This window comes from Flavobacterium limi (assembly GCF_010645075.1).
Lineage (GTDB): Bacteria > Bacteroidota > Bacteroidia > Flavobacteriales > Flavobacteriaceae > Flavobacterium > Flavobacterium limi.
In genome coordinates this window covers 699,232-724,095 of sequence record NZ_JAADZV010000001.1, presented here as the reverse complement: position 1 = coordinate 724,095, position 24,864 = coordinate 699,232, and the positions used below count along the sequence as shown (strand labels likewise).

The 24,864-nt window shown below is 35.5% G+C and carries 21 protein-coding genes; 10 read left to right on the top strand and 11 right to left on the bottom strand.

Annotated features, from left to right (window positions below; translation table 11 throughout):
* The first annotated feature begins 99 nt into the window (after positions 1-99).
* The 6 genes from GXM16_RS03145 (at position 100) to GXM16_RS03120 (ending at position 7,318) form a co-directional block, all read left to right on the top strand.
* On the top strand, positions 100-1,968 hold the full coding sequence (locus tag GXM16_RS03145) for a peptidase U32 family protein (RefSeq protein WP_163392626.1): 1,869 nt from the start codon (positions 100-102) through the stop codon (positions 1,966-1,968).
* A 154-nt stretch (positions 1,969-2,122) separates the two neighbouring features.
* Positions 2,123-2,785, top strand: coding sequence for a response regulator transcription factor (locus GXM16_RS03140; RefSeq protein ID WP_163392624.1), 663 nt, complete (start codon positions 2,123-2,125; stop codon positions 2,783-2,785).
* 95 nt (positions 2,786-2,880) lie between these two features.
* A complete protein-coding gene (locus GXM16_RS03135; RefSeq protein WP_163392622.1) occupies positions 2,881-4,359 on the top strand; it encodes an MFS transporter in 1,479 nt (492 codons plus the stop codon).
* 267 nt (positions 4,360-4,626) lie between these two features.
* Positions 4,627-6,015, top strand: a complete 1,389-nt coding sequence (locus GXM16_RS03130; protein WP_163392620.1) for a CmpA/NrtA family ABC transporter substrate-binding protein — start codon at positions 4,627-4,629, stop codon at positions 6,013-6,015.
* Between the two features lie 188 nt (positions 6,016-6,203).
* A complete protein-coding gene (locus GXM16_RS03125; protein WP_163392618.1) occupies positions 6,204-6,569 on the top strand; it encodes a hypothetical protein in 366 nt (121 codons plus the stop codon).
* A gap of 125 nt (positions 6,570-6,694) precedes the next feature.
* A complete protein-coding gene (locus tag GXM16_RS03120) occupies positions 6,695-7,318 on the top strand; it encodes a class I SAM-dependent methyltransferase (RefSeq protein WP_163392616.1) in 624 nt (207 codons plus the stop codon).
* Positions 7,319-7,381: 63 nt separating this feature from the next.
* Here the strand turns inward: GXM16_RS03120 and GXM16_RS03115 are convergent, their stop codons facing one another.
* The 5 genes from GXM16_RS03115 to GXM16_RS03095 form a co-directional block, all read right to left on the bottom strand.
* Positions 7,382-8,188 carry an ABC transporter ATP-binding protein gene (locus tag GXM16_RS03115; RefSeq protein WP_167519849.1) on the bottom strand — a complete coding sequence of 269 codons (807 nt, stop codon included), beginning with the start codon at positions 8,186-8,188 and terminating at the stop codon, positions 7,382-7,384.
* A 92-nt stretch (positions 8,189-8,280) separates the two neighbouring features.
* Positions 8,281-9,168: a nitrate ABC transporter permease gene (gene ntrB / locus GXM16_RS03110; RefSeq protein ID WP_163392614.1), complete on the bottom strand. Its 888-nt coding sequence runs from the start codon at positions 9,166-9,168 to the stop codon at positions 8,281-8,283.
* A 221-nt stretch (positions 9,169-9,389) separates the two neighbouring features.
* Positions 9,390-10,604 (bottom strand): CmpA/NrtA family ABC transporter substrate-binding protein, encoded by a 1,215-nt coding sequence (locus GXM16_RS03105; protein ID WP_163392612.1) that lies wholly within the window; start codon positions 10,602-10,604, stop codon positions 9,390-9,392.
* A 29-nt stretch (positions 10,605-10,633) separates the two neighbouring features.
* Positions 10,634-12,085, bottom strand: coding sequence for an alginate export family protein (locus tag GXM16_RS03100; RefSeq protein WP_163392610.1), 1,452 nt, complete (start codon positions 12,083-12,085; stop codon positions 10,634-10,636).
* A gap of 380 nt (positions 12,086-12,465) precedes the next feature.
* The gene (locus GXM16_RS03095) at positions 12,466-13,170 is read right to left on the bottom strand and encodes a Crp/Fnr family transcriptional regulator (protein ID WP_163392608.1); all 705 of its coding nucleotides are present in this window, start codon (positions 13,168-13,170) and stop codon (positions 12,466-12,468) included.
* A gap of 314 nt (positions 13,171-13,484) precedes the next feature.
* On the opposite strand from GXM16_RS03095, the gene GXM16_RS03090 reads away from it, so the two are divergent.
* Entirely contained in the window at positions 13,485-17,000 is a 3,516-nt protein-coding gene (locus GXM16_RS03090; protein WP_163392606.1) for a nitrate reductase, read from the top strand.
* An 89-nt stretch (positions 17,001-17,089) separates the two neighbouring features.
* Positions 17,090-18,523 (top strand): rubredoxin, encoded by a 1,434-nt coding sequence (locus GXM16_RS03085; RefSeq protein ID WP_163392604.1) that lies wholly within the window; start codon positions 17,090-17,092, stop codon positions 18,521-18,523.
* A 214-nt stretch (positions 18,524-18,737) separates the two neighbouring features.
* On the opposite strand, the gene GXM16_RS03080 is transcribed toward GXM16_RS03085, so the two are convergent.
* On the bottom strand, positions 18,738-19,601 hold the full coding sequence (locus tag GXM16_RS03080) for an AraC family transcriptional regulator (protein ID WP_163392602.1): 864 nt from the start codon (positions 19,599-19,601) through the stop codon (positions 18,738-18,740).
* A 95-nt stretch (positions 19,602-19,696) separates the two neighbouring features.
* On the opposite strand from GXM16_RS03080, the gene GXM16_RS03075 reads away from it, so the two are divergent.
* Both GXM16_RS03075 and fabD read left to right on the top strand, forming a co-directional pair.
* Positions 19,697-20,059: a DUF983 domain-containing protein gene (locus GXM16_RS03075; RefSeq protein ID WP_163392600.1), complete on the top strand. Its 363-nt coding sequence runs from the start codon at positions 19,697-19,699 to the stop codon at positions 20,057-20,059.
* 70 nt (positions 20,060-20,129) lie between these two features.
* A complete protein-coding gene (gene fabD / locus GXM16_RS03070; RefSeq protein ID WP_163392598.1) occupies positions 20,130-21,005 on the top strand; it encodes an ACP S-malonyltransferase in 876 nt (291 codons plus the stop codon).
* Positions 21,006-21,134: 129 nt separating this feature from the next.
* Here the strand turns inward: fabD and GXM16_RS03065 are convergent, their stop codons facing one another.
* The 5 genes from GXM16_RS03065 to GXM16_RS03045 form a co-directional block, all read right to left on the bottom strand.
* Entirely contained in the window at positions 21,135-21,668 is a 534-nt protein-coding gene (locus GXM16_RS03065) for a YceI family protein (protein WP_163392596.1), read from the bottom strand.
* 257 nt (positions 21,669-21,925) lie between these two features.
* Positions 21,926-22,642, bottom strand: a complete 717-nt coding sequence (locus GXM16_RS03060) for a pirin family protein (protein WP_163392594.1) — start codon at positions 22,640-22,642, stop codon at positions 21,926-21,928.
* 308 nt (positions 22,643-22,950) lie between these two features.
* Complete coding sequence (locus tag GXM16_RS03055; protein ID WP_163392592.1) at positions 22,951-23,898, bottom strand: hypothetical protein; 948 nt, start codon at positions 23,896-23,898, stop codon at positions 22,951-22,953.
* Between the two features lie 68 nt (positions 23,899-23,966).
* Positions 23,967-24,542, bottom strand: a complete 576-nt coding sequence (locus tag GXM16_RS03050; RefSeq protein ID WP_163392590.1) for a Crp/Fnr family transcriptional regulator — start codon at positions 24,540-24,542, stop codon at positions 23,967-23,969.
* On the bottom strand, positions 24,542-24,862 hold the full coding sequence (locus tag GXM16_RS03045; RefSeq protein WP_163392588.1) for a DUF6370 family protein: 321 nt from the start codon (positions 24,860-24,862) through the stop codon (positions 24,542-24,544). The genes GXM16_RS03050 and GXM16_RS03045 overlap by 1 nt, the downstream gene beginning before the upstream one ends.
* Positions 24,863-24,864: the final 2 nt, after the last annotated feature.

Here is a 24,864-nt window from a genome sequence, read left to right as displayed (position 1 = left end):
AATTTCAAAAAAAACGGTCCAATCTTAGCAATCTCAAATAATTTATAAGACCTTTGCACACTTTTTTTCGTGAATACCACAAAAGCTAAAGTTTTAAAAATGAAGAAGAAGATTGAAATATTAGCACCTGCCAGAGATTTAATTGGCGGAATGGCAGCCATCAACAGTGGTGCTGATGCTGTTTATATTGGTGCACCACAATTTGGAGCACGTTCTAATGCCAATAACTCCATCGAAGATGTTGCGGCATTAGTAAAATATGCACACTTATTTAACGCTCAGGTTTTTGTAGTTATTAATACCATTTTATACGACAATGAATTAGAAACGTGTCGCTCAATGATCTGGGAATTATACGATATTGGTGTCGATGCCCTGATTATCCAGGATATGGCGATTATGGAAATGGACTTGCCTCCTATCGTACTTCATGCCAGTACACAAGCCAACAACCGTGATGCAGATAAAATTAAATTCCTTAAAGATGCCGGAATCAAACGTGTTGTTTTAGCACGTGAATTAAACTTGCATCAAATCAAAACAATCTACGATCATGCTGATGTTGAACTGGAATTCTTCGTAACCGGGGCATTATGTGTTTCCTTCAGCGGAAACTGCTATATGAGTGTGGCAAACGGAGAACGCAGTGCCAACCGTGGTTCATGTGCCCAAAACTGCCGTTTACCCTATAACTTAATCGACGGAAACGGAGATACTTTGATCAAAAACAGCCACTTGCTTTCGATTAAAGATTTAGACGTTTCAGATCAGATTCCGAATTTAATTGAAGCTGGAATTGTTTCTTTTAAAATTGAAGGCCGTCTAAAAGATGTAGCTTACGTTAAAAACAACGTTTCTTATTTACGTCAAAAATTAGACAGTTATTTAGAAGGAAGCGATAAATATACTAAAGCATCATCCGGAAAATGCACATATTCTTTCGACTCCACTTTAAGCAGAACTTTTAACCGTGGTTATACGGATTATTTCGTTAATGACAGACATGCCAGTATTGGTTCCTGGGAAAGTCCAAAATCAAAAGGTCAATATATTGGTAAATTAATCCGAACTATCGGAGACGCTTACGAAATCGAAAACGGCGAATTACTAAACAACGGAGACGGACTTTGTTTCATCAACGAAAACAACGAAGCAGATGGAATTTATGTAAACAAAGCCGAAAACGGAAAAGTGTATCCAAACGTTTTAAAAGAAATCAAAGACGGAACTTTTATTTACCGAAACAATGATGCTGCTTTCATCAAAATTGTGGAAAGAGAAGACAGTGCCATCCGTAAAATCGGAACAACTTTATTGTTTACCGAAAATGAAAAGGGTTTCGAGTTAATCGCAACCGACGAAGACGGAAACGTAAGCACTGTAACTTTAGAACACCCTAAAGAACAGACTAAAACTGGAGAATCGATTGCAGAAAACATCAAAACACAATTGGCAAAAACGGGTTTTACACCTTACAGCGCCGATGAAATTGATGTTGTATTCTCTCAAAACTGGTTCCTTCCTATTTCAAAAATCAACGAAATGAGAAGAAATGTTTTCGAACAATTATCAGAAATTCGTTTAGCAAATTACAAACGCGAAGAACACCAATTGGTAAAAACGTCACATCCTTATCCGGAAACGAAACTGGATTTCATGTACAACGTTTCAAACAAAACGGCTCGTAAATTCTACGAACGCCATGGCGTTACCGAAATCGAAAAAGCATTCGAATTACAATGGGACCCAGGAAAATCCCGTGTAATGACAACCAAATACTGCATCAAATACGAATTAAAAAAATGTCCGATACACCAAAAAGACATTGTAGGTGTTAAGGTTAAAGAACCATTAGTATTAAAACAGGGTGAACTGGAATACAAATTAAAATTCAACTGCAAACCCTGCGAAATGGAAATCTGGGAAAAAGATGCCGAATTTGAAATTGAAGAGGATCATTTTCATTAAAATATAAGCTGATGCTTTGAAGTATCGGCTTTTTTTATGCCTATTCATTTTCACATTTTGCAATTAACTAGTTTCTTAATTTAAAAATTACGTATCTTAGCGGTTCGTTTTAGATGAATATACGTAAAAGCTTAGAATCAAAATTAAGTAGAATATGGGGGATATTATTCGGGTTGTACTAGCAGACGACCATGTTTTTGTAAGAGATGGAATCAAATCTTTACTTGAAAATGAAGCAAACATAGAAGTTGTTGGAGAAGCAATTGATGGTGCCGACGCGCTTGAAGTTGTTACAGCCAACAAACCCGACTTACTTATAGTAGATATTCGCATGCCCAACTTAACCGGTATTGAAGTAGTAGAAAAACTTAGAAACGATAATAACGCCGTAAAAATTATTATGCTTTCGATGCACGAATCAGAAGAGTATGTGTTAAAATCAATAAAAGCTGGCGCAGACGGTTATTTATTAAAAGGTTCCAGCAAAGATGAATTCCTAAAAGCTTTGCATACTGTAGCTAATGGTGGAAAATATTTTAGCGGTGATATTTCTTCTATTCTGATTGGTCAGTTAACGAGCTCTTCCCTTTCAGCAGAACCAAAACAAAATCTGGGTGAAGAAATGATGATCACCAAAAGAGAGAAAGAAATTTTGACCCTTTTATTATCCGGAAAAGGAAATAAAGAAATTGCTGAAGCATTAGATATAAGCAAACGTACTGCAGAAGTACACCGTTTTAATCTAATGAAAAAATTAAAGGTCAAAAACTTAATGGAATTATCCAATAAAGCGACTGAATATTCACTACTGCAATAAATATACGTATAATTACTTAAATAATTTTAAAAAACTGCGAAAACGCAGTTTTTAACTACGTTATAGTACTTATTTTTACGAAAAAATATAAGTACATGACAACTGCAAATTCACTAGCAAAATCGCACAAAATTTTATTTTTAAACACATTGGCATTTACAGTGTGTTTTGCATGCTGGACCTTAAATGGGGTATTAGTAACCTTTTTAGTCGATAACGGCATATTTAACTGGAGCGTTGTTCAGGTAGGCTGGTTACTTGGAATACCAATTCTTACCGGTTCTGTGATGCGTTTGCCAATAGGCATACTGACGGATAAATTTGGCGGTAAATATGTATTTTCATTATTACTGTTGCTTTGTTCAATTCCATTATTCTTATTGCCTTTTGCTGATAGTTTCTTAATGTTTGCAGTATTAAGCTTCCTGTTTGGAATGGTAGGAACAGGCTTTGCCGTTGGAATTGGATTTACATCAATATGGTATCCAAAAGAATGGCAGGGACGCGCCTTAGGAATTTTCGGAATGGGGAATGCCGGTGCTGCAATTACTACATTCTTAGCCCCTTCATTATTAAATCATTTTTCTATAGAAAATCCGCAAAATGGCTGGAAAATCCTTCCTGTTATTTATGCAGTAGTATTAGTAATAATAGGTATTGCTTTTTTAATATTTACAGAAAACAAAAAAGTAGAAAACAACACCAAATCAGTTTCACAAATGTTAGGCTCTTTAAAATCAGCTCGTGTATGGCGTTTTGGCGCATACTACTTTTTAGTTTTTGGATGTTTTGTCGCGTATTCACAATGGCTGTTACCAAATTTCATGAATGTTTACCAAACCAGCCTTGTAATGGGGGGATTATTTGCTACCATGTTTAGTTTGCCGTCAGGAGTAATCAGAGCTTTTGGAGGATATCTTTCAGATAAATACGGAGCCAGAAAAGTGATGTACTGGGTATTGAGTTCTTCTGTTCTGTTAAGTGCTTTATTAATGGTTCCGAAAATGGAAATTACCACAAATGGCCCAGGAGTTTTGGCTACTAAAAAAGGGATAATAACTGCAGTTTCAAATGAAATTGTCAAAATTGGAGAAACCGGTTTTGCAGTAGCCCAGAAAAAGGAAAACAATACCGAAAATTCTATTTTCCCAACCAGTACATCCTGGCAGCAGGTTGTAGTGCAGCAAAATCAGCCTGTAAAGAAAAAAGAATTACTTGCCAGAGGAATTACCGTAATTAAGTTTGATGCCAATATGTGGGTTTTCTTGGTGTTGGTCATTTTAATTGGAATTTCATGGGGAATTGGAAAAGCAGCTGTTTACAAACACATTCCGGAATATTTCCCGACAGAAGTTGGTGTAGTGGGCGGAATGGTAGGTATGATTGGCGGCTTAGGCGGTTTCTTTGGACCAATCATCTTTGGATACCTATTAACTGCTACCGGAATCTGGTCAAGTTCATGGATTTTTATTCTGTTTCTTTCTGTTATTTGCTTAATATGGATGCATTATACGATTACCAAAATTATGAACGAAAAACAGCCTGTTTTATCAAAAGTAATAGATAGACAATAAACTTTTATATTTTTTTTAATTCTTAGTTATTTAGTTATTTGAATTAGGCTCAAGCCAAGTGTTTTGTTTTTTCTCCTTTTAACCATAAAAAAGGAATTCAAAAAAAGAGTTTTTGAATTATTTCAGAAACTCTTTCTTATACTATAATCCGTTAAACACCTGATAACATTTTTATACCAATACAATTATTTCTTAAAGAAGTAATTGAGGACTCTTATTGTTTTGAGTGAAATGCCAAATTTATTTTTTAACCAAAAATCAGCCAGTATGAAACCAATATTACTTAGATTGTCTATGCTCATCATAGCAGCTTTTATCATTTTTAGTTTTAAAGGAAAAAACGCAAACGAAACCTCAGCAAAATCAGGAATAATTGATCCTCCAACAACAAAAAAGCTGGCTCTGGAGAAGCCAAACGTAACAATAGGATTCATCAAACTTACCGATATGGCTCCTTTGGCAATTGCAAAACATCTTGGTTTTTTTGAAGCTGAAGGCTTAAATGTAAAACTGGAAGTTCAGGCTAACTGGAGGGATATTTTAGACAAAGTTCTCGACCAGCAAATCGATGGTGCGCAGATGCTTGCCGGACAGCCTATAGCTGCTGCAGTTGGCTGTGGACGACAAGGTACTTTAGTCACAACATTTTCTATGGATTTAAATGGTAATGCAATCACAGTATCTAAAGATGTCTGGTCTAAAATTGTCGATAGCATTCCGCAGGAATATGGAAGACCTGTACATCCAATCCCGGCAAGTGCGCTGATGCCGGCCTTAAATATGTATAAAAAACTGAAAAAACCTTTTGTTATTGGAGTCGTTTCATCTTATTCTAATCATAATTATCAATTGCGTTACTGGTTAGCAGCTGCGGGAATCAATCCGGGATTTTACAGCAATAACAATATACAGGGAAGTAAAGGGACTACTGGCGCAGATGTATTGCTGAATGTAACTGCACCTCCACAAATGCCAGAAACATTGCAGGCAGGAACCATAAATGCTTATTGCGTTGGAGAACCATGGAATCAGCAAGCGGTTGATCAGGGAATTGGAGTCCCGGTTGTTACGAGCAGGGAAATCTGGAAAAATCATCCCGAAAAAGTATTTGTGATGACGAAGGAATTTGTTGAAAAGTACCCAAATACTACTATTGCTATCACTAAGGCTCTGATTAAAGCAGGAAAATGGCTTGATGATCCTGTAAACAGAAAAGAAGCAACCCGTATTTTGTCAAAATCAGCGTATGTTGATGGCGAAAAAAGAGTCATCGACAACTCCATGCTGGGAACATTTGAATTTGAAAAAGGCGATATACGATCAGTTCCTGACTTTAATGTGTTTTTCAGATACAATGCTACTTATCCTTATTATTCTGACGGAATCTGGTTTCTGACTCAGATGAAACGCTGGGGACAAATTTCAGAACCTAAAACAAATGAATGGTATCATTCTAAAATTAAAGAAATTTATAAACCTGAAATCTGGATGAATGCTGCCAGATTATTACTGGAAGAAGGTTTCTTAACAAAAGCAGAAATTCCTTTAACAGATGGTTATAAACCTGCAACCACAGAATTTATTGACAATATGCTGTACGACGGAAAAAAGCCTCTGGAATATATTAAGGGATTTAAAATTGGAATCAAAGATTAGTATATAGATTATTTTTTTACGAATCTAAGAATTATTACCTAATAAAATAGTTTATACTAAAAATTAACTTACATATTTTTACCCTTTTCTTATTTTTAGAAAAGGGTGTTTTTTTATTTACTAAAAGCATTATTATATGCTTTAATTAGTTATATTTGAAACGATTACGAACCCCAAATTCTATCCAAATGAAACCATTCCTAAAATTATCCATGTTAACCTTTTTTGTTACTCAGACCGGTATTGCGGAAAAATTCAATGATGATTTAATTTCAAAAAACTCAGAAATTAATTTTGCAAAAACACAAAAAAGAGGGATTAAAAAAAACAACATTGTTTATTATGTTGAAAATGATCTACAAACAATATCTGCTTACAAAAGAAGTAAACTGAAATGGCAGACAAATGTTATTTCAGTATGTGGAAAACCAAAAAATGGAAATCCTGAAATACGATATGTTGGTTATAATACAAACAAACTGCTTATCGTTATGGGAAAACATAATTTTGCAGAAATTGACATCAATAGTGGCACTACCAGACTTATTGGTTAAAGTTAAACGAAATATAAATAACATAAAAGAGCTTTTGATTGATTTCAGAAGCTCTTTTTTTATGAGGTTTACGTATTTTTGAGTTTGAAATTAAATTTTAAAAAAATTAAACAAATAATTCCTAAATGACAAACTCCTGGACCCAAAGATGGGACGACCGTTACAGCAATGAAGAATTTGCGTATGGCGAAAAGCCTAACAATTACCTAAAAGAACAACTCGAAAAATTAAACCCAGGAACCATTCTTTTTCCTGCAGAAGGAGAAGGACGAAATGCTGTTTTTGCAGCCAGATTGGGTTGGCAAGTTTCAGCATTTGATATTAGTGCCGAAGGTAAAAATAAAGCCATTCGACTTGCGGAAACAAATAACGTAAAAATTGATTATCAGGTTGGAGAACTGGAATCCCTGAATTTCACCGAAAACCACTTTGATGCGATTGCTTTAATCTATGCTCATTTCCCTGCAGCAATTAAATCTTCAATTCATAAACATCTGGATAAATATTTACGCAAGGGTGGGATAATCATTTTTGAAGCTTTCAGTAAAACGCATTTGGAATATCTGGCTAAAAATGAGAAAGTAGGCGGTCCAAAAGATATTGAATCCTTATTCTCAATCAAAGAAATTAAAGCCGACTTTCCTGACTATGAAATAATTGAGTTAGAGAAAAAAGAAATCGAACTCAACGAAGGCTTATTTCACAACGGTAAAGGTTCCGTAATTCGTTTTGTCGGAAGAAAAAAATAAAGACAAAAAAGCAGAGACGCCCAGCTATGCGTCTCTACGATACAAATTAAACTAAACTTAAAATTAATTTTGATATTTCATTCCCATATCTTCGATAGAGAATTTATCAGTCAATAAATGCAGTAGTCGGTCTCTTAAGGCAATATATTCCGGCATTTTTACAATTTCAATTTTGTTTCTTGGTCTTGGCAGATGCACTTCAACAATTTCACGGATCGTAGAAGCCGGACCATTATTTAAAACGATAATCCTGTCTGATAGAAATAAAGCTTCTTCGATATCATGCGTAATCATCACAATTGTTTTTTCGCGGTTGTTTAAGTTCCACAATTTCAAAACTTCCAGCTGCATAGAGCCTTTTGTCAGGGCATCCAAAGCGCCAAAAGGCTCGTCCAGAAGTAGTACGCCCGGGTTAATGGCGAAAGCCCTTGCAATAGCAACACGCTGTTTCATACCGCCCGAAAGCTGTCCGGGTAATTTGTCCTTGTGCTCAAATAAATTAACCATTTTAAGGTTCTGGATTACGATTTCGTGTTTTTCTTTTTTAGAAACACTCATCACCGAATCAACTGCCTGAAAAATGTTTTCTTCAACAGTCAGCCAGGGCAGGAGTGAGTAGTTTTGAAAAACAATGCCACGATCCGGTCCCGGACCTTTTATTTTTTGGTTGGCCAGTTCGACAGAACCTCCGGTTGGAGTCAGCATTCCGCCAATAGCATTCATAATAGTTGATTTCCCACAGCCTGAATGCCCAATGATAGAAATGATTTCTCCTTTTTGAATAGATAAATTAATATCGCGAACGGCTATGTATTTTCCTTTTGGGGTTGGGAATGATATTTCTAAATTTTTTATTTCTAAGTAGCTCATGATGTTTTAGTTTTAAGTTTTTAAAAAGTTTCAGGTTCAAGGTTTCAAGCTAGAAACTTTGCAACCTTGTTTCTTTGAATGTTTTTCCTTCATCAGGCTTTATAAGCCACTTTACTTTCAATAAAAGTGAATAATTTATCGAAAAGAAGTCCTACGATTCCGATGATAATAATGGCAGAAATTACTTTTTCCAGACTCAGGGCATTCCAGCTGTCCCATACAAAAAATCCGATTCCGGCACCGCCCGAAAGCATTTCTCCGGCAACAATTACCAACCACGCAACACTAATACTCAAACGCAAACCTGTAATAATATGAGGCAAACTGTATGGAACCAAAATTTTGGTCAAATAACGCATTTTCGAAAATCCGAAAGCTTTAGCCACATTTTTATGATCCTGTGGAATTGAAGCTATCCCGAAAGAAGTATTGATTAAAGTGGACCACAATGATGTAATAAAAACAATAAAAATGGTTGCCATTCCGGTATCTTTAAAAACCACCAGTCCAATTGGGAACCAGGCTAAAGGCGAAACCGGTTTTAAAAGCTGTACAATCGGATAAAAGATCTGTTTGCAAATAGCACTTGCTCCCATCAAAATCCCAATTGGAATCGCTATTAAAGAACCTAATAAAAATCCGGACAAAACGGTTTTTATCGAATTGAATAACTGCAATCCGATTCCTTTGTCATTCGGACCGTAATCGTAAAACGGATCACTCAGCATTTCTTTTAAAACAGTAAAAGTAGCCAAAGGTCCCGGAAGAGCATCTTTGGTATAAATGCTCAGCAAAGTCCAGAAGCCTATAAAAACCAGAACTCCGACTCCGGCTAACGCGGTAGATTTTAATTTTTCTGCCAATTGACTAATCAGCAATTTAAATTTGTCATTTTTTACAGCATCAGGCGTAATATTCGAGGTTAGAACTTCGGCCTGACCGCTAATATCATTTAGTGTTAATGTATCTTTATCTGACATGACGTTGTGATTTAAAGTTGAAATTATTTTTGAATAAGAAAGTTAATTTAGCCACAGATTAAAAAGATTTCACAGATTAAAAGTGCTTTAAGTAGGTTTAAAGAAATAATCTTAATCCTTGAATCTGTGGCAGCATACTTGTATTTTAGCTATGTGTGAGAAATTTTATTCTTTTCGAATTCCCTTTAGGTCAAAACCTATTTTTCTATGTGTTAATGATTTTATTTCTTAGCTGCTTTTATATAAACTGCAGGATTTGAAGGATCAAAAACTGTTTTGTCCATAGTTAAAGAGAAAGGCTTCATATCATCATTTGGTACTTTTACTTTCATGCTTTTAGCAACTTCTTCATATAAATCCTGTAAAATCAGTTTATCTGCAATCGCTTTATAATTAGGTGCTTCTTTTAGCATTCCGAATCTGACAAATTGTGCCATTGCCCAGATTGCGTGTGATTTACGAGGGTAATTTACAGCCCCGCCTTTGTGAAACAACATATAATCTTTAGCATAAACCTGAGTTCCCTGATTACAGCCTAAGTCGTAGTTACCCATTAATCTGTTTTCGATAACATCAGCAGGGGCGTTTACATAAGGTGCTTTTCCTATTATTCCGGCTGCCTTTTTACGGTTGGCAGGATTGTCTAACCAAATGCAGGCTTCTAAAACCGCTTTCATCACTTTTACAAGATCAGTTCTGCGTTTTTCGCTGAATTCTTTATTGACAACCAAAGCTTTTTCAGGATGGTCTTTCCAAATATCCTGAGAGGCCACCTGTGTGAAACCAATTCCCTGTTTTACCGCAACTCCGCCCCAAGGCTCTCCAACACAAAATCCATCCATATTTCCAACTTTCATGTTGGCTACCATTTGCGGAGGTGGAATTGTAATGATTTTTGATGTTTTCTGGTTCACTCCGGCAATTGCCATCCAGTTACGCAGCCACAAATCATGTGTTCCTCCGGGAAAGGTCATTGCAAATGTTACTTCTTTTTCGGCTTTTAATTTTGCTGCCACGACCGGTGCCACTTTATTCATTTGTTTGAAACCTACTTTTCCACAAAAATCTTTAGAAAGTGTAATCGCCTGGCCATTTACATTCAGCATCATGGCTATTTTCATTTCAGAACCTGCTTTTCCTCCTACCCCTGTGTAAACCGAAAATGGCATTGAATACAGACAGTGCGCTCCGTCTAATTCTCCGGTTAAAATTTTATCACGAACATTGGCCCATGAAGACTCTTTGGTCACTACTACCTCAACACCGTATTTTTTAAACAGTCCCAATTCTTTTGCCATGACGATTGGGGAACAGTCTGTCAGTGGAATAAATCCTAATTTTACCGGATCATTTTGTGCTGTTATCTCCGAAAAAGAAGCTATTATGACTACTACCAGAGTCAATATAGTTTTTGTGAATGTGTTTATTTTTTTCATTTTAAATAGATTTAAAAGTTATTTAGAATTTATTTTTTGGCTAAAAAGTTTGGTTTGATATTTAGCATTACATAAGCAAATTGTGGATTCAAATCGGCATTGGCAACATTTTTAACTGCTGCTGAAGCCATAGAATTTGTTGCTTTCATGAAAGAGTAACCTGCTTCAAAATTGATGATTTTGGTAAGATTGTATTTCACTGTTAAATCAACTTCAGTTCCCAGATAAGAGTTTAATGTTCCTCCTGCACCATTAGATAATTTGTTTGCCGATTCAAAACCGTGTAGGTCTAATGCGAAAGTCAGATTGTCTTTTGCATTGTATTTTATTTTAAAGAAATAATTCAGCAAACCTTGTTTTCCAAAACCATTGGCTGCATAAAAATAATCCATGCTCCCCCAGAATTTATGCGGGGTTCCGTACAAGGGATCAAAACGATTATTGTCAGAAGTAGCGGTTACAGCTTTTGTTCCGTCATCACCTGATAGATAATCAATTCCAGGGCCTATAAATAATTTTCTGCCCAACTGATAAGTCGAAGTAATCGAAGCCATGTTTGCACTTAAAGATCTTCCGTCCTTATCGTGGCCTCCCTGGTGATAGAAGCTACCCATGAAATTTAATTTTCGGGTTGCATTTACATTATAATAAATTCCCGTAGTATTTCTGCTCCAGACTCCTTCGCCATTTACTTTCGTGGTTACCGGCGGTGTTCCTGATGTTACGTTTGTGTATTTGTTGAAATCATCTTTAAAGAAAAGAAAAGACAAATCTCCGAAGAAGAATTTTTTACCGATGTAAGCATACTGAAACGATTTGTACATAGTCCCGATTCCGTTTGTTCCTGCACCGTATGCCGGATTAGTTCCGTTGTAAATCGTTCCGGTATTCAATTCTCTATTTTGATTGAATGCAGCGCCGATATCTGCAACCCAGCCTTTATTGGCATATTTCAGGATGATCGCATCGTGACGTCTCGCCTGCTGTAACCAGTCTAAACCTCCTAAAACTTTCTGATCATCATACGAAATCTCCTGACGTCCGGCTTTTACTGATAAATTCTGAATTGTACTTAATGTATCTACTAAAGAAATTTCAGCCCAGGCTTCGTGCAGTAAAATTCCGTTATTAGCTTCTGTAGTTGTTCTGTTTATTGATGAAGCATCCTGCCCCCAAACACGAACATCCTGCAAAGTGGTAAAAATTTTAAAACGATATCCAGAATATCCTGCAGATAATCTTGTTCTCTGGCTTGTAAAGAGAGCTGCTTTGTCACCTTCCTGCTGCAATGTTCCTTGTCCTGCACGTACTTCTACACGAGGTCTTAACTGACCTGTAAGTGTAAATTGTGCTTTTGCTTCGTATTGAGAAAAGCATGTAATAGCAAATCCTAATAAAATAGATTTTGAAATTTTCGTATTGAAAAAACGCTCTTTTTTTGAAATTTGAATGGTTGGTTTAGTATTGGTTAATTGGAACATAATAATTTGTTTTGATTAGTATGAAGCAAACTTACATACGTATTAATACTTAAGTATTATGTTTTTACCATATAAAAACATTTTTTTTCTACTACAAAAAACGTTTCAAAGTCAATTTATTTACTGCGTTATCGCATAAATTTCAAAATAAACGAGGCACAACAAGGGATTACAATAGCTAAATTTTGAGATGAGAATCGTGTATAAAGAAAAATAGAGACTTGGATAAAATGAAAATGATGCCTGCTAAGGCATTTTTTCTAGCATATAATGCTAAACAATATAAAACATACGTAGATTCACCTCTAAGTGTTTATGAAAAAATACTTAAAATTGTGTGCAATAAAGAGAATTAATATAGGTAATAAAAAATGTATCTTTTAGAAATACTTATGTTCCATTATTTCAGATTGCAGTTTGGAAGGAGATAATAAACCGATTCTTTTACCAACCGTTTTGATAAGGGCTTCTTTTTTAAGACTCGAAATTATCCTGATAGCCTGCTCTTCAGTAGTTCCTGCAAAATCAGCAATTTCTTTCCGGGAAAGTTCAATTTCTATCAGGCCATTGGTTTGACCAAATTTTTTGTGAATATACAGCAGTAAATCAATTACACGCTCGCGTACATTCATATGGGCGATTTTTCGAATGTTATTTTCGCTTTTATTGAGTTCATCAGCATAAAACAGCATTAAATCATATGTAAATTCGGGAACATTTTTAAGAATTTCTATCATCGTTTCATTACTGAAGTTACATAAAACAGTATCCTCAAGTGCGTAAGCACCAATTAAATAACGCTTGCTGGTACCAAAACCCCGAAATCCAATGGTGTCTCCATTCTTGGTTAACCGGACAATCTGTTCACGTCCGTTAATTCCGGTTTTAACCGTTTTTACTTTTCCTTTACAGATAAAATAAAGTCCCTGAAGAGGAGCTCCTTCAATAATAAACTGATGCGATTTTTTGCAGACGAAACTATGCTTTTTCGCAACATATTGTTTCATCTGCTCTAAATGAATGTGCTTTTTGATGAAACAGTTTTCGTTTGCACAGGTATCACAAATGGCCAATTCTTCTTTCATGGGATAGCTTTTTATTTTAATACTTAGTCCATAGTGATTAGTAATAAGTGATTAGCTTCAACTAAATAAATAATAAGTTAAGTTTTTGTATTCAGTTTAATTTTAAATTTAAACCAATTACTAATGACTATTCACTAATTACTACATCGAAAACGAATTTCCCGTTTCTTATTTATTTTGATTCAAAAATAGAAAAATAAATCGACAAAATAAGTATTTATACGTAAAAATACTTATTTTTGTATAACTTTACATAAGTGCTTTATCTGAAGGCTTATCAAAGACAACAATTATAGTATTTAAAAATAACCGGGATGCAAAACACAAAAATCAAAACTACCTGTTCCTATTGTGGCGTTGGCTGCGGAATTGTCGTTACAAACGATCCGAAAAATGGTGTAATGGTTGATGGAGACAAAGACCATCCTGTAAACAAAGGAATGCTGTGTTCTAAAGGAAGGAATCTACATTATGTAGTTAATGATACTTCAGACAGGATTTTGTATCCACAAATGCGCGGAAGCAAATCTTACCCTTTGGAGCGTGTAAGCTGGGATACTGCAATTGATCGTGCTGCCGCTGTTTTTTCTTCAATTATAAAAAAACATGGACCGGACAGTGTAGGCTTCTATATTTCGGGACAGTGTTTAACCGAAGAATATTATCTGGTAAATAAATTAGTAAAAGGTTTTTTAAAGACCAATAATATAGACACCAATTCCAGACTTTGTATGAGTTCTGCCGTAGTTGGGTACAAAAAAACATTTGGTGAAGATTCAGTTCCAATTGCATACGACGATATTGAACTGGCGGATACTTTTTTAATTACAGGTGCAAACCCTGCCTGGTGTCATCCTATTTTATTCAGAAGGCTTGAAAAGCACAAAGAAAATAATCCGAAAGTAAAAATTATTGTTGTCGATCCAAGAAGAACAGATACGGCCGCTTTCGCCGATTTACATTTGCAGATTATTCCGGGTTCTGATATTATTTTATATCATGCAATGGCAAAACGCATCATCGAAAAAGGATATGTAGACCACGATTTTGTAAAAAACCACGCTGAAAACTTTAAACAATACAAAGATTTAGTTTTAGGAACCTCACTGGAAAAAGCCTCAAAATTATGCGGTATTTCAGTGAACGATATTAAACTTGCTGCTGATACCATCGGAAAAGCAAAAGGATTTATCTCCTTATGGGCAATGGGACTAAACCAGAGTGCCGTTGGAGTAGATAAAAATACCGCTTTACTTAACCTTTCGCTTTTAACAGGTCAGATAGGCAAGCCGGGTTCAGGGCCTTTTTCACTTACGGGTCAGCCTAATGCAATGGGTGGAAGAGAAGTCGGCGGAATGGCAAGTTTACTGGCTGCACATAAAGATCTCGCTAATCCGGAACACCGAAAAGAAGTAGCCGATTTTTGGGGTGTTGACTCGATATCAGATAAACCGGGACTGACCGCAACCGAAATGTTCGAAGCACTGGAATCAGGTAAAATGAAAGCCGTTTGGATAATCTGCACCAATCCGTTAGTAAGCTTACCTGATTCCCGTCGTATCGAAAAAGCATTGCAAAACGCCAAATTTGTTGTGGTTCAGGATATTTCACACAATGCCGACACCGCTAAATATGCCGATTTATTATTACCAGCAGCAGGATGGCTTGAAAAAGAAGGGACAATGACCAATTCTGAACGCAGAATTGCTTATTTGCCAAAAGGAATCAATCCTCCCGGAGAAGCACTTCCGGATATTGAAATTTTAATTCGTTTTGCTAAAAAAATGAATTTCAATGGCTTCAATTTTAATAATGCCGAAGAAATCTACAAAGAGCATTGCGCGCTGACCAAAAACACCAATATTGATATTTCATTCTTAAATTATAACCGATTAAAAACCGAAGGTACTTTTCAATGGCCTGTTCCTGATTATGGACATCCCGGAACTCCTCGTCTTTTTACCGATAAAAAATTCTATACGCCTTCTCAAAAAGCCATTTTTAATTTACCAACTTCTATTGAAAATACTTCTGAGCAGCCAACGCCTCAATTCCCGTTTATCCTTACCACAGGAAGAGTCCGTGACCAATGGCATACGATGACAAAAACCGGGAAAGTATCCCGTCTAATGACACATACGCCTAGTCCGGTACTTGAGATAAATCCGATTGACGCTTTTAAATCGGATATTAAAGATGGGGACATTATAACTGTAACCAGTAAAAACGGAGAGGTTCGCGTAAAAGCAAAAGTTACCGATTCGATCAGGGAAAAAGTGGTTTTTCTGCCAATGCACTGGGGAAAACAGCTTGAGAATGATCTAAACCGAACCAATAACCTAACCAATACTTTAGTTGATCCAATTTCAAAAGAACCGGATTTTAAATACACCACCGTTTCTATTACGAAATACGTAAAACCTTTTAAGAAAATTGCGATTGTGGGTGCGGGTGCAGCGGCTTTCCGTTTCATTCAAAATTATCGCGAATTCAATTCTACAGATGAAATTATCGTTTTTTCAAATGAAATAAATCCTTTTTACAATCGTGTATTGCTTCCTGAATATATGACAGGCGAATTCACCTGGCAGCAATTATTAAAAGTTAAGGACGGAGAAGCATTGAATAAATTGAAAATTACAATGAATGCCGGTGTGGCTGTTGGTAAAATAAATGCTGCCGAGAAAAACATTATCGATAGTAATGGGGACAGACATTCTTACGATTCATTGATTCTGGCTACCGGAAGTCGTCCTTTTGTGCCTGAAAACGCTCAATTACATTTGCCGGGACGCTTTACAGTGAGACGAAAAGAAGATGCTGATCGTTTAAAAGCACACCTTGACAATACCAATTTGCCTCCCGAAGAACAGCATGTGGTGATCGTTGGCGGAGGTCTTTTAGGATTGGAACTGGCAGCAGCATTAAAACATAAAAAAGTAAAAACAACTATCATACAAAGGGCTTCCCGATTAATGGAACGCCAGCTGGATCGAATTTCGAGCAAATTACTAGCCGAGGAAGTTCAGCTTCGTGATATCCAGATTTATTTTGATAATGAGGTAAGTACTGTTTTTGAAACTGATAACGAGAATGAACTTGAAATCGCTTTAAAAAGTGGACGAATCCTTACGGCAAATGCTATTGTTTATACCATCGGAACTATTCCGAATATTGAAATTGCGCGAGAAACAGGACTTGCATGCGGACGCGGAGTAAAAGTGAACCAGTATTTACAATCCTCAAATCCGGATATTTATGCCATTGGAGAAATAGCCGAATTCAATAACAGACTATTCGGAATCACATCTGCAGCAGAAGAACAGGCAGATATTCTGGCTAACTTTCTGGCTGGAGATATCAGCAGTTACTACAAAGGTTCGGTTTTAATGAATATCCTGAAACTGGAAGATATTAATTTGTGCAGTATCGGAGAAGTAGAAATTCCGGAAAATGATGATTCGTATGAAGAAATTGTTTTCTCTGATTTAAAACAGCGTTACTACAAAAAATGTATCGTTAAGAATGATCTATTGGTAGGCGCCATTTTAATGGGAGACAAAAACGAATTTGCCGAATTCAAAACCATGATCGAGAGCAAAATCGAATTGTCTGAAAAACGAAATTTATTACTTAGAGGAAGTTCAAGTGCCAAACCTGTTCTCGGGAAATTAGTTTGCTCCTGCAGTCAGGTTGGTGCCGGAAACATCGAAGAAACGATTAAAAGCGGTGTCAATAATTTTACTGATTTATGTAAAAATACCGGAGCAGGATTAGGCTGCGGAAGCTGTAAAACAGAAGTTAAAGAGATTTTAGCAAAATGTAAATGAGTTAAAGAGTACTGAGTAATTAGTCCTTAGTCTATCAGACAACTAAGAACTAAAAAACTAAGGACTAAGGACTAAAAAAACTAACAAGAATGGAATTAACGAGATTAATAGTAAAGGGAGGCGTTATTTCGCCTGGTGAGCTTAGAGAAGTTGTCAATATGGCAATGGATCAGGGTTTGGATTCGATTTCATTTGGTTCAAGACAGGATATTATTTTTCCTAAGGGTTTTAAAGCTTTGGAAAAAGAAAAAATGGGGAAACATCATTTTGTTTTTCCTGATGAAAAAAGCGGTAATAATATTGTTTCGTCCTATGTTTCTACAGATATTTTCAGAAATACCAACTGGCTTACCGGAAACAAGTTTTTATATATTTTAGAACAGTTTAAAGATCAGCCCAAGCTTAAGGTAAACATCAACGACCCTAAGCAGCAACTGGTTCCGTTGTTTACCGGTCATCTTAATTTTATTGCTTCCGAGCATGAAGATTACTGGTACTTATATATTCGTTTGCCGAAGTGGCAGCGTATGGAAGTCTATCCTGTATTGATTTACAGCTGGGATATTGCAACCTTTTACTACGAAATAGAACGCATTGTTACCACTGAAGAATCCTGCGGAATTGACCTCATTTTTAGTCTGGTTACGGAAGCTTTGGACACCAATAACAGAACAATTGATAAACCTTTGAATGTTCCGTTTTATCCTTTTCCGTATTATGAAGGAATGAACCGAATGGGAATCGATCAGTACTGGTTGGGTTTGTACTGGAGAAATAATCTTTATGATTTGGATTTCCTGAAAGAAATGTGCGATTTGTGTTTCGATTGTAAAATCGGTAAAATATGTATTACGCCTTGGAAATCATTTATCGTAAAAGGAATTCCAAAAGACCGCAAGTTGGAATGGGAAAAGTTTTTAGGAAAAAAAGGAATCAATGTGCGTCATTCCCTTTTAGAACTGAACTGGCATTTACCTGTTGCAATGGAATGGGCGCTGAACCTTAAAACCTTTCTGGTACGAACACTGGACCAGTTTGACATCAGCACCTACGGATTAAATTTCGGAATCTCTGAATACAATCGTGACGGGCATTATTTTACTTCGATTGTAATCGAAAAAAATGAATTACCTAAAGATTTGGAATCGATTAAAATCCGTGACACTTACAATGTTTTATTTGCGAAGAATTTCGACCCAAACACAAGAGAATACATTGTACATTCACAGGATATTGACAAGTTGGAACTGCCAACCATTTTAATTGAACTGAGCCGAAAATATTTTGAGGAATTAGGAAATTTAGTTCCCGAAACAGTCGAAAACAATCAGAAAAAAGAGAAACCTAAACTGGATATTTACCAATGTCAGGAATGTCTTTCGTTGTATAATCCGGAATACGGAGACGAAAGTCAGAATATTCCAAAAGGCATTTTGTTTACAGATTTAGCTGAAAATTATTGCTGCTCTTTATGCGAAGCACCAAAAAGCAATTTTAAAATTTTAGAAACCGTTACTACATAAATTGTTTTACTACACTTGTCACCCTGAGCGGAGTCGAAGGCTTATGAAAACGAGGGCTTAGACTCCGCTCAGCCTGCCATTGAGTTTTTTTTGAATATAAGGTGATTTAAGTTTTAACTCTCTCTCATTAAGCTAAGCCGAAATGCTTTTTTTTGATAACAAATATGAGTAAAACTTTAAAATGAACTTACATTACTTATATGGTTTAAAAAATTTAATTTTTAAATTCCCGAAAAGCCGTCGGTGAAACCCCTGTCTGTTTTTTGAAAACCCTTGAAAAATAAGAGTAATCATCATAGCCAATAGCAGATGCTACTTCGTTTACAGCCAATTGTTTATCTGTCAGCATTCGTTTGATTTCCAGAATTACACGGTCCATAATCACTTCTGTAGCTGTTTTTTGCAATATTTCATTACAGATTCGGTTTAAATGTTTGAGTGTAATACTTAATTTATCAGCATAAAAAGAAGGCAATTTTTCTTCTTTAAAATGCTCTTCCAGAAGCTTTTCGAAAGCATTTATTTTAATATTATAAGAATGCGTTTTATGTGAATACGCTTCCTCATATTTTCGCGAAATTTCGATATGGATACAGTCCAGCAAATTCAGCATTTTATCCAGTTGGAGATTATTCCGCTTGTTATTTTCTTCAATCAAAAGATTAAAATAAGGTAAAATCTTAGGTATTTCAACTGTTTCGAAAAGCATTTCGGGGCGATTGTGAATCGAATGGTAAAAGCTGTAATCATTGATGTTTTTCTGTCCGAAATATAAATTATAAAGTTCCTGCGAAAATATAATCACAAATCCTTCAATATCTTCCGATAAACTCCAATGGTGCATCTGTCCGGGCTGAAGAACGAATAAGCTTCCCTTTTTAATTTCAAAACGGTCAAAATCTACTTCATGTATTCCGGAGCCATTCATAAAAAATACCATCAGATACGAATCATGCCGATGCGGTTCTTCTACAAAACTATGGCTTTTTAAATGCTCTTTAAAAGTATTCACATAAAATTCCCGGTGAATATCATTGCAGCTAAAATTTTCTACACTATAAACAGGATATTTTTTCATTACAAAAATGTCTTTATTGTGCTATAAGTAGCGAAGATATAAAAAAGGTTTCAATAGAATCTGATTTACCTTTGTATAAATAAAACAATAAAGTCATGTCAAATACATTAGTCCATATTTTAAAAAACGAATGTCCGCATTGTCATAAAGGAAAAGTTTTTAAAGACAAGAATATTTTCCTGAATTTTGGCTTTCCAAAAATGAATGAAACCTGCAGTCACTGTAACTATAAATTTCAAAAAGAACCCGGTTTTTTCTTTGGCGCCATGTATGTAAATTATGGCCTGACAGTAGCTCAGGGAATTGCAACCTATTGTATAGCCCAGTTTTTCTTTGAAAACACATTCGACTTAAGAATCATTCCAATTATTGCTGTTGTCATTATCTTATTTACATCATTCAATCTCCGATTCTCAAGATTAGCATGGATTTACATGTTTAAGGATTATACCAGCTAAAAAAATACTATTTTTGCCTTTCAATTGAAGCTAATTTCAATTCCAAAAAAATAAAAAACAAATTAGACAAATGAAAGCATACGTATTTCCGGGTCAGGGTGCTCAATTCACAGGAATGGGTAAAGACTTATATGAAACATCGGCTTTGGCCAAAGAATTATTCGAAAAAGCGAATGAAATTTTAGGTTTCAGAATTACAGATATCATGTTTGAAGGCACTGCCGAAGAACTAAAAGAAACCAAAGTAACGCAGCCGGCCGTTTTTTTACACTCAGTTATTCTTGCAAAAACGTTAGGTGAAGATTTCAAACCGGAAATGGTAGCGGGACATTCTTTAGGCGAATTTTCAGCCTTGGTTGCCAACGGAACTTTATCTTTTGAAGACGGATTAAAACTAGTTTCACAACGAGCTTTGGCAATGCAAAAAGCCTGCGAAATCACACCTTCTACAATGGCTGCCGTTTTAGGATTAGCTGATAACATTGTAGAGGAAGTTTGCGCTTCTATCGACGGAGTTGTGGTTGCTGCGAATTATAACTGCCCAGGACAATTAGTAATTTCAGGAGAAACTACTGCTGTTGAAAAAGCATGCGAAGCAATGAAGGCAGCAGGAGCAAAAAGAGCCTTAATTTTACCTGTTGGAGGAGCATTCCACTCACCAATGATGGAACCTGCAAGAGAAGAATTAGCAGCTGCGATTGAAGCGACTTCATTTTCAACTCCAATTTGTCCGGTATACCAAAACGTAACAGCAAATGCCGTTTCGGCTGCAGACGAAATCAAAAAGAACTTAATTATCCAATTGACTGCTCCGGTAAAATGGACACAATCTGTACAGCAAATGATCGCTGACGGCGCTACTTTATTCACTGAAGTTGGTCCTGGAAAAGTATTAGCCGGATTAATCAATAAAATTGACAAAGAAGCAGCTACGGCGAATGCTTAATTTTTATTCAATTAAGTTATAAAATAATAAAACCCTTCTTAGACAAATAGTTTAAGAAGGGTTTTTAGTATTTAAATATTCCGTTGATCAATTAATAAAAAAATAAACAATCAAGAGAATAAATAATAATTAAGCCTGTTTAGCAAATTGTAATTCAATATTCAGTTTTACTTCTTCACCAACCAGAACACCACCGGTTTCAAGGGCAGAGTTCCAGTTTAAGCCCCAGTCTTTACGGTTGATTTTTCCTTCGATACTCAAACCTACTTTTGTATTTCCCCATGGATCAATCAGGATTCCGCTGAATTCTACCGGAAAAGTTACGGTTTTTGCAACACCTCTGATGTTTAAATCTCCTGTGATTTCATATTTTTCGTCATTGATTTTTTTAAAAGACGAAGCTTTGAAAGTTAATTTTGGATGATTTTCAGCATCAAAAAAGTCGGCGCTTTTTAAGTGATTATCCCTGTCGGAATTTGCAGTATCAATAGAAGCGATATCTCCTGAAAATTCAATTTCAGCATTTTCGAAATCATCACCATCTGTAGTGATAGTTGCATCGTAAGTTCCAAATTTTCCTGAAACATTTGTAAACATCATATGTTTGACTTTAAAACCAATTTCTGAGTGAGTTGGGTCAATTGACCATTTTGTAGTTGCCATAATTTTATTTTTTAAATAATTAATTTTTCATTTTGATAAGACAAAGTTACGGTGACAGTTGTCCTGAAGCACTTAACCTAGATTAAGAAAGAAAATATAATCTTATTTGATACACCGACATGAACTAAGCCTATTTATAAAGTTAGTCTTTCTTTTCTGCTTTTGCATACGTTTGAGCAAAAAAAGAAACGATAACAATCTGATTTACAGATTTATTATCGTTTCAGCGTTACATGTATTAATTGTTCTTGATTGAATTAATAATTCATCGGAATATCCATCAACAGGAATTCTGCATCAGTATCTGCTTTGATATTAAGTGTATCAGTTCCTGAAATCCCAACAGCATCACGGGTACTTAATTCCTGACCGTTGATGGTTACATTTCCTTTCAGAATAAAAGCGTAAACACCGTTTCCTTCTTTTTTGATTTTATATTCGGTTGCAGTCCCGGCGTCGAAATTACCCATGTTAAACCAGGCATCCTGATGAATCCAAACACCGTCATCATCTGCATTTGGAGATAAAACCTGTGCCAGTTTATTATGTCTGTCGGCAACATTCAAAGTGATTTGCTGGTAACGTGGCGTAACGTTTCTTTTGTTTGGAAACAGCCAGATTTGCAACAATTTAGTCTGCTGATCTGCATTCGGGTTAAACTCGCTATGCTGAATTCCGGTTCCGGCGCTCATTACCTGAATGTCTCCGTTTTTGATTACTTCAGTGTTCCCCATACTGTCTTTGTGCGCCAAATCACCTTCAAGCGGAATGGTAATAATCTCCATATTATCGTGAGGATGCGTTCCAAAACCCATTCCGCCGGCAATTGTGTCATCGTTCAAAACACGAAGAGCCCCAAACTGAATTCTGTCCGGATTGTACCAGCTTGCAAAACTAAAGCTGTGATAAGCGTTCAACCATCCGTGATTTGCATTTCCTCTTGTTTCTGCTTTGTGCAATACTATATTTTCCATGATTTTGTGTATTTGTTATTTTTATAGTACAAATTTACGGCGGTAGTAAGCAAAACGCACTTAATGTAGATTAAGAAAGATTTTGAGGCACTGAAAAACTAAAATTCTAAAATTTAAATTTTGTTGTTTTTTGGGAGCAGTAATTTTATTTTCATAAAACGTTTATTCCTGCTATTCGCTGTATCTGTTGCTGCGAACCCCGCAACAACAGGATGCCGCTGCTATCAGGGCTGGATTAGAAATTTTGTTTTCAGAAATACTCAAAAGATAATTCATATAATTTAGCAGATCATAAAATATAATCGTAACTATTTTTCTGGACTATCAATAATTATAAAAAGACTTTCAATTTCTTGTTTATCGTACAATGCCTTTGCTGTTTTAGCATTAAAAGAATACATATTTACATTTTCTTTTCTGCCTTTAATATATTTAGTATAATTAAGGCTAAAGTCATGATCAATGATTTCTTTTCCATTATATATGATAATGTTTGGTTTTGGATCTGAGAGGGACAAACTTGCTCCTCCCAAATAGAATAGAATAGGGCCAGCTTTTATTTGATAATCAGAAAGTATGTCTTTTTTGTTCACTATAAGGTCAACAGATTCAAAACCTAAAAAGTTTTCTGTCTTTATAGGATTTTTTATTTCTTCATAATTCACCCTAACCACATTATCATTATCAATTAATTCAGTTGGAATGCTGAGTGAAAATGTTCCATCTGCCAAAGTATAAGCAGTAAAAACTTTTTTAAGGGTTATAAAAGTAACTTTAGCATTTTCGACTGCTTCATTTTTTTCGACTGAAGTTACTTTTCCTTTAAATACGGTTGTTTTATTAGGTTCAGTTTTATTGGGAGGTGTTTCTTTTTTATTATTGTTTGATTTTAAGGAAGAAACAGCAGTTTGTGAAACCTCAGTTTTAAACTTATGAATATTATGAGCCTGTAGTGGAACAGCTGTAGCTAAAGTTGTAGCAATCATTAATCCAGCTGCTATATTTGAGAGAGGCAAAGCATGTTTTTTGGGAGACTCTAAAAGCAATAGAGGTATAGAAAGCTGATTTTGTGTTACTCTTGCACAGATATTATGATCTGCTTTTTTCATTATTTCAATAATTTCACTCTGATTAAGTTTACTAAAATCAATTACTGTTTTAGAACAAAGGCCACAGTAGTTGCCATTTGCATTTGGCTTCATGTTGTTCCAGTTTTCAGTACACAGCTTGTCTATTTTAAGGTAAACTTTTTTCATAGTGAGCTTTTGTTTTGAAAAATTTCAATATCAAATATATACTAAAAAACACATCTAACTAATTGTCACTATTTTCGCAGCATTTTGCTCTTCATTTTACTGAAAAACTCAGGCGTAACACCAATAAAAGAAGCAATTTGTTTTTGAGGAACTTTATGAACTAATGTTCCGTATTTTGCACAGAATTTCTCGAAACGTTCCTCAGCAGGCAAGCTTAAATTGTCCATTAATCTTTGCTGATTGGCAACTAATGAATTTTCAATTAAAATCCTGAAAAAACGTTCCAGTTTCGGAATTTCCTGATACAATTGTTCCTGGCTTTCTTTGGATAATGAAACTACTTCTGCTTCTTCCAGAACTTCTATAAAAAGCTGTCCCGGTTTTTGCGAAAAGTAGCTGTACATATCACTCATCCACCAGCCTTCGCAGGCAAAGGAAAGAACATGTTCTACAATATTATCATTGATATTGAAACTTCTTAAAATCCCGGAATTAACAAAATAAGAGTGTTTACAAACTTCGCCGGCGTTTAACAAAATAGTTTTCGCCTTGTATGTATTCGTTTCTAATTTAGATAAAAAAAGTGCCTGTTCTTCCGCAGTCAACGAAACATGTTTAGCGATATTATCGAGAATTAATGCCATTATTTTTTATCTTCAATTAATTTAAAAGAAGTTGCTGCAAAACGATTTCCTTTTATTTCTCCCGTAACAGAAGCTTTACGTATAGCATTACAAAATCCCTGATCTGAATGCGCATCACCATGATCGTGAATAGTCGTTCCGTCAACAAAATAGGATTTTCCGTCTATGCGAACAGCTAAATCACAACTTTCTCCTTTCATTCCGAACTTACATTCACCGCAGGAAGCTTCTACGATTGTTGGTTTGTCAAATTTCTTTTTGCTTTGAGCCTGAACAGCAATTCCAATACAAAGGAAAGTCGCTAATAAAATATTTTTCATAG

What these genes read in the sequence shown, in the direction of transcription:
- GXM16_RS03085 (WP_163392604.1), top strand. Translation starts at nt 17,090, where the DNA reads ATGGAATTAACGAGATTAATAGTAAAGGGAGGCGTTATTTCGCCTGGT.
- ntrB (WP_163392614.1), bottom strand. Translation starts at nt 9,168, where the DNA reads ATGTCAGATAAAGATACATTAACACTAAATGATATTAGCGGTCAGGCC.
- GXM16_RS03045 (WP_163392588.1), bottom strand. Translation starts at nt 24,862, where the DNA reads ATGAAAAATATTTTATTAGCGACTTTCCTTTGTATTGGAATTGCTGTT.
- GXM16_RS03060 (WP_163392594.1), bottom strand. Translation starts at nt 22,642, where the DNA reads ATGGAAAATATAGTATTGCACAAAGCAGAAACAAGAGGAAATGCAAAT.
- GXM16_RS03145 (WP_163392626.1), top strand. Translation starts at nt 100, where the DNA reads ATGAAGAAGAAGATTGAAATATTAGCACCTGCCAGAGATTTAATTGGC.
- fabD (WP_163392598.1), top strand. Translation starts at nt 20,130, where the DNA reads ATGAAAGCATACGTATTTCCGGGTCAGGGTGCTCAATTCACAGGAATG.
- GXM16_RS03050 (WP_163392590.1), bottom strand. Translation starts at nt 24,542, where the DNA reads ATGGCATTAATTCTCGATAATATCGCTAAACATGTTTCGTTGACTGCG.
- GXM16_RS03075 (WP_163392600.1), top strand. Translation starts at nt 19,697, where the DNA reads ATGTCAAATACATTAGTCCATATTTTAAAAAACGAATGTCCGCATTGT.
- GXM16_RS03055 (WP_163392592.1), bottom strand. Translation starts at nt 23,898, where the DNA reads ATGAAAAAAGTTTACCTTAAAATAGACAAGCTGTGTACTGAAAACTGG.
- GXM16_RS03080 (WP_163392602.1), bottom strand. Translation starts at nt 19,601, where the DNA reads ATGAAAAAATATCCTGTTTATAGTGTAGAAAATTTTAGCTGCAATGAT.
- GXM16_RS03105 (WP_163392612.1), bottom strand. Translation starts at nt 10,604, where the DNA reads ATGAAAAAAATAAACACATTCACAAAAACTATATTGACTCTGGTAGTA.
- GXM16_RS03125 (WP_163392618.1), top strand. Translation starts at nt 6,204, where the DNA reads ATGAAACCATTCCTAAAATTATCCATGTTAACCTTTTTTGTTACTCAG.
- GXM16_RS03140 (WP_163392624.1), top strand. Translation starts at nt 2,123, where the DNA reads ATGGGGGATATTATTCGGGTTGTACTAGCAGACGACCATGTTTTTGTA.
- GXM16_RS03100 (WP_163392610.1), bottom strand. Translation starts at nt 12,085, where the DNA reads ATGTTCCAATTAACCAATACTAAACCAACCATTCAAATTTCAAAAAAA.
- GXM16_RS03135 (WP_163392622.1), top strand. Translation starts at nt 2,881, where the DNA reads ATGACAACTGCAAATTCACTAGCAAAATCGCACAAAATTTTATTTTTA.
- GXM16_RS03130 (WP_163392620.1), top strand. Translation starts at nt 4,627, where the DNA reads ATGAAACCAATATTACTTAGATTGTCTATGCTCATCATAGCAGCTTTT.
- GXM16_RS03115 (WP_167519849.1), bottom strand. Translation starts at nt 8,188, where the DNA reads ATGAGCTACTTAGAAATAAAAAATTTAGAAATATCATTCCCAACCCCA.
- GXM16_RS03090 (WP_163392606.1), top strand. Translation starts at nt 13,485, where the DNA reads ATGCAAAACACAAAAATCAAAACTACCTGTTCCTATTGTGGCGTTGGC.
- GXM16_RS03065 (WP_163392596.1), bottom strand. Translation starts at nt 21,668, where the DNA reads ATGGCAACTACAAAATGGTCAATTGACCCAACTCACTCAGAAATTGGT.
- GXM16_RS03120 (WP_163392616.1), top strand. Translation starts at nt 6,695, where the DNA reads ATGACAAACTCCTGGACCCAAAGATGGGACGACCGTTACAGCAATGAA.
- GXM16_RS03095 (WP_163392608.1), bottom strand. Translation starts at nt 13,170, where the DNA reads ATGAAAGAAGAATTGGCCATTTGTGATACCTGTGCAAACGAAAACTGT.